The sequence below is a fragment of the Arthrobacter jiangjiafuii genome, assembly GCF_018622995.1.
Classification (GTDB): Bacteria; Actinomycetota; Actinomycetes; order Actinomycetales; family Micrococcaceae; genus Arthrobacter_B; species Arthrobacter_B jiangjiafuii.
Window position 1 is genome coordinate 2,663,196 of sequence record NZ_CP076022.1, and the last position, 14,066, is coordinate 2,677,261.

Sequence of the window (14,066 nt, forward strand, 5' to 3'; positions counted from 1 at the left end):
CTCCGGCCGGTGCTCAGGCCATCGAGGGCGCTCAGCGCCTTGAACAGCGGTCAGTGCATTAAACAGATGGCAGCCACGGCGTGCAGCGGCACCGTGTAGACCGCCAGGACATTGGCCGGTCGCCTCGGTTCGCCCCGAGGCGTCACCGACAGTTCAAGGAAGTCCCTACCCACGCGGTCAATGCTGCCGTCCACCGCGGCATCGGGCTTCTGGCAGGCCGGAAACACCCGCACGGGCGACCGGTCCCGGGAGAGCCCGCGCACGGCTGAGGCCAGTCCCAGCCGCACCAGCGGTGCGGCAACCGTGGAGAAACGGTCCATTCCCTCGATGAACACCGCGTGTTCGAGTGAAACGACGGCGGACTGACGCTCCCCCTCCAGCACGACCCAGCCGCTGCCCACATGCCGGAGCTCCCCGGAAAAAACGCCCGGAAGACCGACCTGGACTTTCAGGTGCCTGCCCGTCTGGCTGCGGAGCCGGTCCGTGAGTTCCACGGCGGCAAAGTCGGTGCGGTGCCGCTCGGAGACCTCCGCTTCCTGCATGGCCAGGCTCGCTCCGGCCAGCTGCGCCTCAAGATCGGCAAAAAGGGCATCCCATCGCATCCGCACAGGCTAACCCCTTCCCCGAGGATCAACCACTGTCACCCGCTGCAAACAACTTCATCGACCACCCTAGACAGCACCTGGCCAGGGATGTAGACAGAGCCCATCAAATGCAGGCGAGTCGACTCAAACTTCATCAAACCGCATCAAACTGCATCAAGTGAAAGACGGAAGACCAAGGAAACGGCGGTTCAATCCGTCATCCGAAGGCCCGGAACACCACGCAGAGGAAAGGAGGCCCCGGTGAGAGAGATCCTGCGCGACCTGCTCACATTCACGGCCGGCGCCACGGTGGCAGCGATCCTCCTCCTGGCCGGCCTGGCTACGCAGCCGGACCCGGCCACGGTACTGCGGGGTCCGGTCTCGTCCCTCGAGGGACTTGCCGGCTTTGCGGCTTCCGCCGCCGGACTGGCGCTGGCCGCGTGGTGGGCGCTCGGGCTCCTGCTGGCCGTACTCTCAGCCGGGCTGCAGAAGGCCGGCCATGCTGCCGCGGCTGCCGCCGCCGGCGCCCTGGCTCCGGCGTTCATGAAGCGGCTTGCCACTGCCGCCCTCGGCCTGAATCTCCTGGCCGGCGTGGCCGCGCCTGCCAATGCGGCCGCGCCGCCCACACCTGCAAGCCAGCAGTCCCTGAGCCAGCCCTCGGGCAGCCAGCTGCTCCCACTGATGCAGGACGGATCAGGCGAGGCCGGCAAAGCGGCGGACGCCCCTGCCAGTCCGCATTGGAAACCCCGCCAGCCACCCACCGGCGCGAACATGCTCATTCGCCCCGGCCGGGAAGAAGCCCCTCCGGCTGGCGCCCAAGCGATCGTCCGCCCGGGCGACACCTTGTGGAGCCTGGCCGCAGAACAGCTGGGACCTCATGCAACCGATGCCCGGATCGCCGACCACTGGCCGCGGTGGTACGAGCTGAACAGGGCTGTGATCGGAGACCGTCCCGACCTGATCTTCCCGGGCCAAGTCCTTGATGTGCCCGAGATTTCCCCGCCCTAGTCTTCACCGTTGTCTGATATCACGCCGTCACATTCGTCCGCTATGCCTCCGCCGGCCACCCGCCGGTGGAGACGGCACTGCAGGAAAGGACAGCTCCATGACCACAGTGATCACCCTTCCGATTCCAGGAGCAGCCGAGGACTTGGCTGCGGCCTCCGGAGCCCCCCGTCCGCTGACAGTGCACCGGACCCGGAGCTCGTCAGCCGCAGCGGAAGTGGCGCCGCCTTTGACGTTCCGCCCCCGGCCTGCGCCGGAGGCGCCGACTGCCCCTGCCGCCGAATCGGGCGCGGCCGCGGATACGGGCTTCGAGCACTGGCACAGCAACCCTGAAGACGACGCCCGCGTGAACGCCATCGCCAGGTCAGTCACCCAAGCGACGCTGGAGGTGCTCGGCGGCACCCGGCCCCTGCAGCAGCTGGCCAGATGGCTGGACCCGCCCAGCTACGAACGCCTGCAACTGCGGGCCAACCTGGTCCGCGGCAGGGAGCAGGCAGCTGCGGACCGGACCGGGAAACCCCAGGCGCCGGTACTGCTGCACCGGCAGGTGCTGATTCGTTGCTGCCGGGTCTGCCCGGTATCGGAGGGGGTTTATGAGGCGGCAGTGGTGGCGGCCGAACAAGACAGAGTCCGCGCCGCAGCTCTTCGCGTGGAGCTGCGGCGCGGACTCTGGAAGGTGACAGCTTTGCAGATTGGCTAGCGCGGGACCAGCGTGCACCCGGCCAGTCTGGCCGGGTTACTTGCGCCGTTTGGCCTTCTTCGCGGCGGGCTTGGCAGCCTTCCGCGACGGTGCGGCAGCAGCGTTCGCCGGCTTGGCGGACGTCGCCCGCTCCACCCGGGTCTCAACCCCGCCCTCAGAGTTCGGTGCGGAGAACTGCAGGCTCGCCGGGCGCTGCGGTGCTTCCAGCCCGGCAGCGGTAATGGTGGGCGCAGCGACAACGCCGCGTGCGTCCTTGAGCCCATTCAGGGCCCCGGGAAGTGCTGCAGCGGGCTGGTTGACCTTGACCTCGGCATTGAACAGGTAACCGATGCTCTCTTCGCGGATGGCTTCGGTCATGGTCTGGAACATGACGAACCCTTCGCGCTGGTACTCCACCAGGGGATCGCGCTGGGCCATGGCGCGCAGGCCGATGCCTTCCTTGAGGTAGTCCATCTCGTAGAGGTGTTCCTGCCACTTGCGGCCGATCACGGAGAGGACCACGCGGCGCTCGAGCTCACGCATGGCGGGGGCTCCCAGTGACTCCTCCCGTGCCTTGTAGGCCAGCTTCGCGTCGGAGAGGATTTCCTCCTGCAGGAACTCGCGGGTGACCTTGGACCGCCCGCCGGCTTCCTCGACGACTTCATCGATGGTCAGGCCCACCGGGTAGAGGGTCTTGAGGTTGGTCCACAGCTGGTCGTAATCCCAGTCATCACCATGGCCTTCGGCGGTCGCCTCGTTGACGATCGCGGAGATCGCATCTTCCAGGAAGAACCCGATCTTCTCCTGCAGGTCATCACCCTCAAGGATCCGGCGGCGGTCGCCGTAGATGGCTTCGCGCTGGCGGTTCAGGACGTCGTCGTACTTCAGGACGTTCTTGCGCTGCTCTGCGTTGCGGCCCTCGACCTGGCCCTGGGCATTCTGGATGGCCTTGGAGACCATCTTGGACTCCAGTGCGACGTCGTCGGGCATGGACGAACTGTTCATGATCCGCTCTGCCGCGCCCGAGTTGAACAGGCGCATCAGGTCATCGGTCAGCGAGAGGTAGAAGCGTGACTCCCCCGGGTCGCCCTGGCGGCCGGAGCGGCCGCGCAGCTGGTTGTCGATGCGGCGGGATTCGTGCCGTTCGGTACCCAGCACGTACAGGCCGCCCAGCTCGATGACCTCGGCCTGTTCGGCGGCCACTGCCTCGCGCGCCTTCTCCAGGGCATCGGGCCAGGCTGCTTCGTACTCGTCCGGGTTTTCACTCGGGTCCAGTCCGCGCCGTTCCAGTTCGGCGATGGCATTGAATTCGGCGTTGCCGCCGAGCATGATGTCGGTGCCTCGGCCGGCCATGTTGGTGGCGACTGTGACGGCGCCCTTGCGTCCGGCCTGCGCAACGATGGCCGCTTCACGGGCGTGGTTCTTGGCGTTCAGCACCTCATGGCGGATGCCTGCCTTGGCCAGCTGCTTGGAGAGGTACTCGCTCTTTTCCACGCTGGTGGTGCCCACCAGGACCGGCTGGCCGGCGGCGTGCCGCTCGGCAATGTCCGCCACGACGGCGTCGAACTTTGCGATTTCGTTCTTGTAGATGAGGTCGGGCTGGTCGATCCGTGCCATCGGCTTGTTCGTGGGGATCGGCACCACGCCCAGCTTGTAGGTGCTCATGAACTCGGCCGCTTCGGTTTCAGCGGTACCGGTCATGCCCGCGAGCTTTTCGTAGAGGCGGAAGTAGTTCTGCAGGGTGACCGTGGCCAGGGTCTGGTTCTCGGCCTTGATGGTCACGCCCTCTTTGGCCTCGATGGCCTGGTGCATGCCTTCGTTGTAGCGGCGGCCGGCCAGGATGCGCCCGGTGTGCTCGTCAACGATCATGACCTCGCCGTTGAGGACCACGTAGTCCTTGTCCCGCTTGAACAGTTCCTTGGCCTTGATGGCGTTGTTCAGGAACCCGATCAGCGGCGTGTTGGCTGCCTCGTAGAGGTTGTTGATGCCGAGGTAGTCTTCGACCTTCTCGATGCCTGCCTCGAGCACGCCCACGGTGCGCTTCTTTTCGTCCACCTCGTAGTCGGTGTCCAGCTTCAGCCGCTGCACCACCTTGGAGAACTCGGTGTACCAGCGGTTGACGTCGCCGCTGGCCGCTCCGGAAATAATCAGCGGGGTGCGGGCCTCGTCAATGAGGATGGAGTCCACTTCATCGACAATGGCGAAGTGGTGGCCGCGCTGGACCAGTTCCACGGAGCTCCAGGCCATGTTGTCGCGCAGGTAGTCGAATCCGAACTCGTTGTTCGTGCCGTAGGTGATATCGGCGTTGTACTGCTCGCGGCGGGTTGCGGGGTCCTGGTTGGAGAGGATGCAGCCGCTGGTCATGCCCAGGAAGCGGAACACGCGGCCCATGAGGTCGGACTGGTATTCGGCCAGGTAGTCATTGACCGTCACGATGTGCACTCCGCGGCCGGTCAGAGCATTGAGGTAGGCCGGAGCGGTGGCGACCAGGGTCTTGCCCTCACCGGTCTTCATCTCCGCGATGTTGCCCAGGTGCAGGGCGGCGCCGCCCATCATCTGCACATCGAAGTGGCGCAGCCCCAGGGTGCGGCCGGCGGCCTCCCGGACAGCGGCAAAGGCTTCGGGCAGCAGGTCGTCCAGGCTCTCGCCGTCGGCGTAGCGCTCCTTGAAGCGGTCCGTCTCGCCGCGCAGTTCGGCGTCGGACATGCCCCTGTACTCATCCTCGAGCACGTTGATCGCATCGGCGTAATTGCGCAGCGTCTTCAGCGTCTTTTTATCGCCTGTGCGAAGAACCCGTTCGAGTAGTGATGCCACCTGATTTGCTCCCAATCTAGTGTTGCCTGATTCTGGCGTCCCCAGTCTACGTGAGAGACGTTTGACGCAGTGCAGGGGTTCCCGCGCTGCGCTATTCCCGGCTTACTGCCAGTTTCAGATCTGTTGCCAGGTCGCCTGCCGGTTTTACAATAACGTCGTCCAGCCCCAGCCAATCTGCCATCATACGTAGTTCCGCGGCAAGCTCAACGGCGGTGTGGCCCGGCGAGCCTTCTTCGCGGTGCGCGGCCTGCACCAGCAGCGCCTTGTTGGACCGGTCCGCTTTCAGGTCCACCCGGGCAGCGAACTCCTCCCCCAGCAGGAAGGGCAGCACGTAGTATCCGTACCGGCGGGCTGCCGGCGGGGTATAGATTTCGATCCGGTACCGGAAGCCGAAAAGGTCCTGGAGCCGCTTCCGCTCGAACACCATCGAATCGAAGGGGCTCAGCAGTGCCCGGGCTGCGGAGGCCCGCGGGATGACCGTATCCGTATGCAGATAGGCCGGGGACTTCCAGCCAGGGACCTGCACGGGCCGGAGGACGGCGCGTTCCACCAGGGTCTTCACGGCTTCGGCGGTCTCGCGCTGGGGCAGCCGGAAGTAGTCGGCGAGGCAGCGGACGGTTCCGATGCCGTGTGCCCGGGCGGCCTGTTCCGTCAGGCGCAGCACGGCTCCCTGTGGATCCGTGGGTTCCAGGGCTGCGGCTCCAGCCGGATGCACGTCGGCGGTCAGTGCGTATTTCCGTTCAAACTGCGGTGTGCGCCCGGCTGTGCTCAGGACACCGGAGGCAAACAGGTCCTCCAATACCCGTTTCGAGGCTTTCCAGTTCCAGCCCCAGTGCTCTCGATCCCCTGCCTGGGCGTCGCCGAGGTGCGCGGCAATTTCCCGGGCCGTCAGCGGCGGTCCCTCGCCCAGCACCCGCAGGATACGGTCGCTGAGCTGCTTTTTCAGCTCCGGGTCAAGTGAATGGGCCCTCATCCATGTCCGGCGCTGGACGGTCCGCAGATCGGCGAAAAGCTCCGGCCGGATGTAGCTGGCCTCGTGGGCCCAGTACTCCACCATTTTGCGCGGGGACTTGGTGGCCAGGGCGTCCAGCGCTGCGGTGTCATACGGGCCGAGCCGTGAAAACAGCGGCAGGTAGTGGCTTCGGGCCAGGACATTCACGGAATCGATCTGCAGCAGCTGCAACCGCGCAACGGTCCGCTCCACTGATCTGGCGCCCGGGACAGCCGGCCTCCCCCTGGCGAGCCCCTGCGCCCCCAGTGCGGCCCGCCGCGCCTGCCCGAGCGGAAGTGTGGGATTCATACGCCCATCCTAGGGGCGCGGTCCGCCGGGAAATGAAAGACCTCCGGGGCGGTGCGCTCTGGTACGAGCTGCACCGCTCCCGGAGGTCTTACGCCTGCTACGGACCGGCAGGTCCGTTCGCTAAGCCCTGGCGGCTAGGCCGTAGCCGCTGCTCCTTCGGAGGCACGGTACGGGCGGGTCTCCTCCCGCAGGTCCTCGCTGCCTTCGGCGCAGCGCGAATCCAGGGTAATGACGCCGTAGGTCCATCCGCGGCGGCGGTAGACCACGGAAGGGGCTCCAGTGGCGGAGTCCACAAAGAGGTAGAAGTCGTGACCGACCAGTTCCATGTTGTCCACAGCGTCGTCAAGGCTCATGGGGGCACCCGGGAAAACCTTGCGCCGGATCAGGACAGGGCAGTCGTCATCAACAGCTTCAACACCGTCATTTTCTGCCGCCTCCGCGCTTTCAGCCGCGGCAGACTCGGCGGCGGCGTTCTCCAGCTGGGCGTACAACGGCTCGGAGGTGCTGGCCGTGTCCAGGCCCGCTGTCGCTACGCGTACCGCCATGGGGGTGTGCCGCCCGTGATGGACCTTCCGGCGGTCACTGGCCCGGCGGAGCCGTTCCATGAGTTTGGCGTAGGCGAGGTCGAAGGCGGCAAATTTATCGCCGGACGTGGCTTCCGCGCGAACCACGGGACCGCGTCCGATGACGGTCAGTTCAACGGTAAGAGAGCTGTCTGCTTCACGGACGTTGGGCTGCTTGGTTACCCTCGCATCGACACGCTGCACTTTGTTGCCCAGGCTCTCGACCTTGCCGATGCGTTCTTCGGCGTACTCCCGGAACCGGTCAGATACTGCAACGTTGCGTCCGCTGATCATGAATTCCATGGTGCCCTCCAATAGATTTCGGTGACACAGCAACGGCCGCTGCCAAAAACCTGCGACCGCTGCCGCAGGACAGCTCCGTTTCTTGAAGCTGTCCATACCAACACGTTAGATCACCCTCCGGCGTTATTCACCTTCGGACATTCCGATTGTTGCTGCTGCCGGTCTTGGACTAGGCTCAGCCATTTGTGTTAGCTGCGTCACGTGCCGGGCCGGGCGTTGCTGCGATCACTGCAGCCGCCTGGACCTGCGCTCCGGCGGCCCTGAGCGCCCGCGTGGCTTCGGCAATCGTTGCTCCGGTCGTCAGCACGTCATCAACGACCAGGCAGCGTATCCCGGCCAGGGAGCCCGGCGCTCCGGCCGTCATCGTTCCGTAAACATTGGCCCGCCGCCCCCTTTTTCCGAGGCTTTTCTGGCCGCCGGGGCGGGGAACGACGACGGCACCCCGCGTTCCGGGCCCTGCGGCGCCCCGGCCCGGCCGGGAATGGACAACCAGTGGCGCCAGGGTTGTCTGTGCGGGCAGCAGCCGCCGGGCACGCAGTGCCCCCAGGAGCAGGTCCAGCGGACTGTAACCGCGTCGCCGCAGGGCCCGCGCCGTCCCGGGGACAGGCACCAGGACGAGTCCGCGCGCTCCGGCGTCCTCGGCGGCCCGGTGCAGCACTCCGGCCAGGACGGGGCGCAAAACCGGGGCGAGGTCGGTGTGTCCGTGGTTCTTGTAGGCCAGCAGAACCTGGGCCAGCCCGCCGGCGTAACGCCCGGCGGCCAGGACCGGAAGGGCCCCGGGCAGGGCCTCGGCTGCCTCGTGGGCGTAGTACGGGCGGGCCGTGCTGCGCCGCAGAAGTGCCCGGCACGGCACGCACAGCGAGTGGTCGGCGCAGCCGCAGACTACGCACGACGTCGGCAGCAGGACGGCGCCCAGGTCGGCGGCCGCGGCGCCGGCGGCAGCAGGCCACGGACGCAGCCGCCAGTGGTCAGCGAGGAGGAGCAGGCGGTCGGTGTAACCAGGTTCCGGCATGCCGGCCAGTCTGCAGTCCCGTACCAGAGGCGCCCGAGCTCCCCCGGCGGAAGTGGAACAACCGCACCGGCGCCCGGCGGGCCGGACCCCGGTGGAGGACGGCTAGCCGGGGAACGCCGGGTCCCGCAGTCCTTCGCCTACCTCGTACCAGCTGTTGCCCATCCGTTTGAACATGGCCGTCGATGTTTGAGCGTAGATATTCTGCTCGCCCTTGCCCGCGCTGAGTCCCGTGATTCCGGCGAGGCCGGCCAGGGCTTCCGGATCTTTGCCCAGGCTCAGGATCACCGGAACCACCTGCCCCTCGGCAGCAGTCTGTGCCACCAGTACGGAGTCCTCGGAAACCCACTTGGCCCGGTTCACCGGAGGTGCCTCGGCGATGCCCGGCCCCGAACCGGCGGAGACCGCCAGCTCCAGCGGAGTGGTCAGCGTTCGGGGAACGCCCCCGGCGTCGCGCACCACACCGGCGACCAGCACGTGGCTGGTTCCGCCCTCGTTGGTAACCAGCAGCGCCCGCGCACCGTCGCGGGAGATCCGCAGTTCAGAAACGGTGACGCCGGCCAGCCAGGCGACCGGCAGGTTCACCATGTCGTCTGCTTCACCGCCCGGAGGCAACGCCAGGACGCCGGCGCCGGATCCGCCGGCGGACGCAGTCCAGGTCCACTGCTGGGGATCGATGCTGGGGGCCGTGAGCGAAGTGCCCTCGGCCACCTGCCGGGTTTCCTGGTTCGGGCCGGTCAGGAACAGGGCGGAACGGTCCGCGTCCAGGAACGCGATCGTCGACAGGTCCAGGGACAGCGCCGGATCACGCGGGGAGTATTCGGCGACGCTGGGCATGCCTTCAATGGCCAGCGGCTGCATGTCCTTGAAATACGCCAGCTCGTTCTGCGACACGGTGATCTGGGTGCCGCCGACTTCCGGATCGGCCATTGCCTCGACGGGGGATCCGTTTTCCTTGCCCAGGTCGACGGCGCGCTGGTTGACGGTCATCTCGACCGAATTCACGTTGTTCAGCTGGGTCAGGTTCTGCGTGAGCTGCAGCGACATCTGCTGCCGGTTCAGGTCGCTGGAGTCCTCCAGGACTTCGGCGGAAAGGTCCACCGCAGCCACCCCCGAGACCACGGGAACGGCTTCACGGGCCAGGGCCGTGCCGGCAGGGAACGCGCTGGTGACTGCGCCCTGGAGATAGGGTGCGGGGCCTTCGAGCATGGCCTTGACGACGTTGGCGGCGATGCCTGCCTTCTGTACGAACCAGCGGGTGTCCGGAACCCAGAAGTCGTAGGTGCTCGAATAGAAGTAGAGGTTATGGGCCAGGAACAGCAGGGAGAAGCTGACCTCGGAGATCATGATTCCGTTGGGCACGGAGCTGATCCGCCATTGCCCGTCCACCTGTTCCAGCGACGCGGACAGCGTTTCGGTGGTGCCCGAGGCCTTGTCCGTCCGGATCCCGCGGGCATCCAGTGCACCCACGACTTCGAGCTGCACGGAATAGCTGTTGCCGTCCGGGTCCGGAACGATGTTCGGATCGGCCCCGTAGATGAGCACCCGGTCCGTGGGCGACCAGGTATCGGCGAGGCTGTCGGTCAGGAATTCGCGGGCAACACTGTAGTCGTCGGCCGCGCCGGTGCCGGCGGTGATGAATCCCTGCAGGATCTGCTGCGGCGTCTCGCCGCCCTCGTCGCTGGGACCGCGCGGCGCCAGCACGAAGGTGTCTACGAGCGCACTGCCGCCACCGCTTTCGGCGGAGGCGGTGCCAACGGGCCCGGTCGTGGGAATGGATGAACATCCGGTGAGCACTGCCAGTAGTGCTGCGGCCATCGCCAGCAGCCTGAGGGGTTTACGGGACATCTCGCTCCTCCTCGGCCGGGGCCGCTGCAGCAGCCAGTGCCCGCGGCCCGCGGCCCGAGTCGTACGGCGAAAGGGGAACCGGTGATTCGGTGAAGGGCACCCCGTTGCGGCGGGGCAGGGTAAGGCGGAAGCAGGCGCCGTCGCCGGGCCGGCCCCAGGCCTGGAGCAGCCCGCCGTGCAGCAGGGCGTCCTCGACGGCGATGGACAGGCCCAGTCCGCTGCCACCGGTGGTGCGGGCGCGGGCGGGGTCGGCACGCCAGAACCGGTCGAAGACGCGGGAGGCTTCGTCGTCGGTCATGCCGATGCCGTGGTCGCGCACGGCGACGGCGACGGCGTCGAGGTTCGAGGCAATGGCAATTTCAATGGGCTCCCCTTCGCCGTGTTCCAGGGCGTTGACGACCAGGTTGCGCAGGATCCGCTCGATCCGCCGGGGGTCGGCGTCGACCATACAGCTGGCCTCCTTCGATACGACGGTGATTTCAGAGCCGATGTTCATGGCCAGCGGTTCGGTGGCGTCGATGACATCGCGGACCACGGTGAAAATGTCGGTGGGTTCCAGGTCCGGAGTGGCAGCGCCGGCGTCGAAGCGGGAGATCTCGAGCAGGTCGGCGAGCAGCGCCTGGAAACGCTCGACCTGGTGGTAGAGCAGTTCGGTGGAGCGGCGGCTGATCGGGTCGAAGCCCTCGCGGGCGTCGTAAAGCACCTCAGCAGCCATCCGCACGGTGGTCAGCGGGGTGCGCAGTTCGTGCGAGACGTCGGAAACGAAGACCTGCTGCATGCGCGAGAGCTGGGCCAGCTGCGTGATCTGGTCCTGCAGGGTGGCAGCCATGTGGTTGAAGGAAGCGGCCAGTCGCGCCACTTCGTCCTCGCCCTTGACCACCATGCGTTCCTGCAGCTCACCGGCAGCCAGCTTCTCCGACACGGAGGCGGCATTACTGACGGCGCCCACCCCTGCTTTCGTCACGATCCAGGCGATGGTGCCGATGATTACGAGCATCAGTCCGCCGGCAATCCAGAGGATCCGGTGGATGTCGTCCAGGGTCTGCTGCATGCTCTCGAGGTCATAGATCAGGTACAGCGCATACTCGGCGCTGTCCGGCGGCAGGGTGACCTTCGTGCCGTAGGCCAGGCCCGGTTCGCCGTGTGCGAGCGCCAGCGGAGACCAGTGGATGGTGTCCTGCTCGTTGTTCACGTCGATGCTGCGGATGGACTCGCTCAGCGCCGGAGGAATGCTCCCCGCGGTGATGCCCTCCCCCAGGGTCTGGGAGACAAACAGGTTCTGGTCCTGGTCCGGCATGGGGGTGAGCAGGTACAGCCGGCGTGCATCGGCGCCCTGGCCCTCCAGCAGCGAGAGGGTGTTGGAGACCAGGCGTTCGGTGCCTTCCCGGTCGGTTGCGGCCGTGGTCCGGAAGTTCTCCTTGGCGGAGTTCAGGCCGGCGGTGGCTTCAGCCTGGAACTGGCTCAGGCGCTCTTCATAGAGGGCACCGGCGATCTGGTGCGAGAGGAAGGCGCCGACGCCGGCGCAGGCCAGGGTGACCAGCAGCAGCGTGGCCACTACCGTCTTGAACAGCAGCGACCGCCGCCACCTCCGGGCGATGCGCTGGAATGTTGCCTTGCGCAGGGCGTCCCGGACCCGTTTCAGGGAAAGCAGTGCCGCCGGCAGGACTTCGGTCCTGAGGACCGAAGCCCGCGGGCGCCTAGCTCTGGCCGGCTTTGTAACCGACACCGCGCACCGTCAGGACAATTTCGGGTGCTTCGGGGTCGCGCTCGATCTTGGAACGAAGCCGCTGCACATGGACGTTGACCAGCCGGGTATCCGCGGCGTGGCGGTAGCCCCAGACCTGCTCCAGGAGCATTTCCCGGGTGAAGACCTGCCACGGCTTCCGGGCCAGGGCCACCAGCAGGTCGAACTCCAGCGGGGTCAGGGAGATGGTGTCGGCACCGCGGGAAACCACGTGGCCGGGCACGTCAATGGCAACCTCGCCGATGCTCAGGCTTTCGGGCGCCTTGGTGTCGCCCGGGCGCAGCCGGGCCCTGACGCGGGCGACCAGTTCCGCCGGCTTGAAGGGCTTGGGCACGTAGTCGTCCGCCCCTGATTCCAGGCCGCGCACGACGTCGGAGGTATCGGATTTGGCGGTCAGCATCACGATGGGGACATCGGACTCGGCGCGGATCTGCCGGCAGACTTCGATGCCGTCGATGCCGGGCAGCATCAGGTCAAGCAGGACAAGGTCCGGTTTGGAATTGCGGAAGATCTCCAGTGCCTTGGACCCGTGCGCGCAGAAGACAGGGTCGAACCCGTCGTTGCGGAGCACAATGCCGATCATCTCGGCCAGTGCTTCGTCGTCGTCAACGACCAATATGCGTGCCTTCATAACTCCCTGTCCCCAGTTGACTGCTCAAGCCGGTTCCTCGTTGCGGTGCGTTCCCGGGCGGCGGCCCTCCCGGCTGTCCGGGTACTCCCGGTGAACCACTGCCAGCTGAACCCGGATGCGGCGCATATGTGTGTCGCGGGACACCGGAACAGCGGACAATATCCCTATCATCCTAGAGGACATAGTTTCTGCCGCTGTTTGCCCGGGACGGCAGGTTTGGTCTGGAACTATAGTCGGGTCAGGGCAAACAACTCTTTTGGGGGCACACCTTGGGTCAGGACAATCACAGCGGCGCCATCCCGCCGGAGCGCCAGGAGCCGTCCGTGCCGGGGTCCGGCCCGGACGACGCCGGCACGTCCGGCACCCGGGATCCGGAGCAGGCTCCCCCGCCGTGGGGACAGTCCCCGTTGCCGCAGCCGCCGTCGGACGCCCGACCCGGGCAGTGGGGCGTTCCATACCCTGCGCCGCAGCCTCCGCAGAACCCCTGGGGCGGGCAGAACCCCTGGAGCCAGGAACCTGCCGCGCCCCAGGCGGACCGGCAGCACGGCGCGCCGCAGCAGTGGGGAGCGCCCCAGCAGTGGGGGGCTCCCCTGCAGCAGGGCGGCTGGTCACCGCCCCCGAAACCCGGCGTCATTCCCCTGCGGCCGCTGCGCCTGGGGGAACTGCTTGACGGCGCCTTCCAGGCCTGCCGCCGGAACGCAGCCGCAACCTTCGGCACGGCGCTGCTGATCCAGGCGGTCGTCGCCCTGCTGACCTTCTTCTTCGCCCGGGACCTCTTCTCCCCCGCAGTGATGGGCGGCGACATGGATGCTGCCGAGGCTGCCGTGGATTCCTCGCTGACAGCCGCCACCCTCCTGGGCATTGTCTCCGCCGTCGGCGTCCTGCTGCTGCAGGGAATCCTCGTGGTCCCCGTGGCCCGATCCATCCTGAACCTGAAAACGGGTTTCGCCCAGACCTGGAAACTCTGCCGCACCAGGCTGCTCCCGCTGGCCGGACTCGGTTTGCTGCTGACGGCGATGATCATCGTCGGGTTCGTGGTTTTCGGATTCCTCCTGATCCTGATCGTGGACACGCTGGGCGCGGCGGGCATTCCCCTGGTCATCGTGGGCGTCCTCGCCCTGGTTGCCGTGTATGCGTGGCTTGCCGTCAAGCTGGCCCTGGCTCCTGCGGCCCTGGTCCTGGAACCGGCAGGAGTCTTCCGGTCGCTGGGCCGTTCCTGGCAGCTGACCGGCCGCAACTTCTGGCGTGCCTTCGGCATCCTGGCGCTGACCACGGTGCTCGTCACCGTCGTCTCCTCGATCATCACCACACCCGTGGCCCTGATCCTGGGCTTCCTCGGCGCCTTCGGCAGCGGCGGTGACGGCGGCGCCGGCACCGCCGTTGCCCTGGTCGCCCTGAACCTGGCCATCACCACCTTTTTCAGCGCCGTGGGCTACGCCTTCCAGGCCGGCGTGACGTCCCTGTTGTACGTGGACCTGCGCATGCGCCGCGAGGGGTTCGATATCACGCTGATGAAGGAGCAGGAACTTTCCGGCCAGGACGACGGCCTGGTTCCGGGCCGCAGGAATCCCGGCATCCCGGGATGA

The 14,066-nt window shown here is 67.0% G+C and carries 11 protein-coding genes; 3 read left to right on the plus strand and 8 right to left on the minus strand.

The features are described 5' to 3' along the window. Positions 1–50: 50 nt before the first annotated feature. Positions 51–602: a hypothetical protein gene (locus KKR91_RS12455; RefSeq protein ID WP_210231236.1), complete on the minus strand. Its 552-nt coding sequence runs from the start codon at positions 600–602 to the stop codon at positions 51–53. Positions 603–845: 243 nt separating this feature from the next. Here KKR91_RS12455 and KKR91_RS12460 point away from each other — a divergent pair, with 243 nt between their 5' ends. Together KKR91_RS12460 and KKR91_RS17055 are read left to right on the plus strand one after the other, a co-directional pair. Next, positions 846–1,592 carry a LysM peptidoglycan-binding domain-containing protein gene (locus KKR91_RS12460; RefSeq protein WP_210231235.1) on the plus strand — a complete coding sequence of 249 codons (747 nt, stop codon included), beginning with the start codon at positions 846–848 and terminating at the stop codon, positions 1,590–1,592. 97 nt (positions 1,593–1,689) lie between these two features. Then, complete coding sequence (locus KKR91_RS17055; protein ID WP_237686070.1) at positions 1,690–2,289, plus strand: Rv3235 family protein; 600 nt, start codon at positions 1,690–1,692, stop codon at positions 2,287–2,289. Between the two features lie 36 nt (positions 2,290–2,325). On the opposite strand, the gene secA is transcribed toward KKR91_RS17055, so the two are convergent. The 7 genes from secA to mtrA form a co-directional block, all read right to left on the minus strand. Further along, positions 2,326–5,082, minus strand: a complete 2,757-nt coding sequence (gene secA, locus KKR91_RS12470) for a preprotein translocase subunit SecA (RefSeq protein WP_210231234.1) — start codon at positions 5,080–5,082, stop codon at positions 2,326–2,328. Between the two features lie 91 nt (positions 5,083–5,173). Further along, positions 5,174–6,382 carry a winged helix-turn-helix domain-containing protein gene (locus KKR91_RS12475; protein ID WP_210231233.1) on the minus strand — a complete coding sequence of 403 codons (1,209 nt, stop codon included), beginning with the start codon at positions 6,380–6,382 and terminating at the stop codon, positions 5,174–5,176. A 134-nt stretch (positions 6,383–6,516) separates the two neighbouring features. Further along, positions 6,517–7,248, minus strand: a complete 732-nt coding sequence (gene hpf / locus KKR91_RS12480; protein ID WP_210231232.1) for a ribosome hibernation-promoting factor, HPF/YfiA family — start codon at positions 7,246–7,248, stop codon at positions 6,517–6,519. A 175-nt stretch (positions 7,249–7,423) separates the two neighbouring features. After that, entirely contained in the window at positions 7,424–8,260 is an 837-nt protein-coding gene (locus tag KKR91_RS12485; protein WP_210231231.1) for a ComF family protein, read from the minus strand. 102 nt (positions 8,261–8,362) lie between these two features. Beyond that, on the minus strand, positions 8,363–10,105 hold the full coding sequence (locus KKR91_RS12490) for an LpqB family beta-propeller domain-containing protein (protein WP_210231230.1): 1,743 nt from the start codon (positions 10,103–10,105) through the stop codon (positions 8,363–8,365). Next, the gene (gene mtrB / locus KKR91_RS12495; protein ID WP_237687370.1) at positions 10,095–11,831 is read right to left on the minus strand and encodes an MtrAB system histidine kinase MtrB; all 1,737 of its coding nucleotides are present in this window, start codon (positions 11,829–11,831) and stop codon (positions 10,095–10,097) included. Before mtrB ends, KKR91_RS12490 begins: the two co-directional genes overlap by 11 nt. Further along, entirely contained in the window at positions 11,803–12,480 is a 678-nt protein-coding gene (gene mtrA, locus KKR91_RS12500; protein WP_210231229.1) for an MtrAB system response regulator MtrA, read from the minus strand. The genes mtrB and mtrA overlap by 29 nt, the downstream gene beginning before the upstream one ends. 269 nt (positions 12,481–12,749) lie before the next feature. Between mtrA and KKR91_RS12505 the strand changes: the two genes are divergently transcribed. Next, positions 12,750–14,066: a glycerophosphoryl diester phosphodiesterase membrane domain-containing protein gene (locus KKR91_RS12505; RefSeq protein WP_210231228.1), complete on the plus strand. Its 1,317-nt coding sequence runs from the start codon at positions 12,750–12,752 to the stop codon at positions 14,064–14,066.

Excerpts from the sequence above, each read along its gene's own strand:
- KKR91_RS12485 (WP_210231231.1), bottom strand. The coding sequence starts at position 8,260 with ATGCCGGAACCTGGTTACACCGACCGCCTGCTCCTCCTCGCTGACCAC.
- mtrA (WP_210231229.1), bottom strand. The coding sequence starts at position 12,480 with ATGAAGGCACGCATATTGGTCGTTGACGACGACGAAGCACTGGCCGAG.
- hpf (WP_210231232.1), bottom strand. The coding sequence starts at position 7,248 with ATGGAATTCATGATCAGCGGACGCAACGTTGCAGTATCTGACCGGTTC.
- KKR91_RS12455 (WP_210231236.1), bottom strand. The coding sequence starts at position 602 with ATGCGATGGGATGCCCTTTTTGCCGATCTTGAGGCGCAGCTGGCCGGA.
- KKR91_RS12475 (WP_210231233.1), bottom strand. The coding sequence starts at position 6,382 with ATGAATCCCACACTTCCGCTCGGGCAGGCGCGGCGGGCCGCACTGGGG.
- KKR91_RS12490 (WP_210231230.1), bottom strand. The coding sequence starts at position 10,105 with ATGTCCCGTAAACCCCTCAGGCTGCTGGCGATGGCCGCAGCACTACTG.
- KKR91_RS17055 (WP_237686070.1), top strand. The coding sequence starts at position 1,690 with ATGACCACAGTGATCACCCTTCCGATTCCAGGAGCAGCCGAGGACTTG.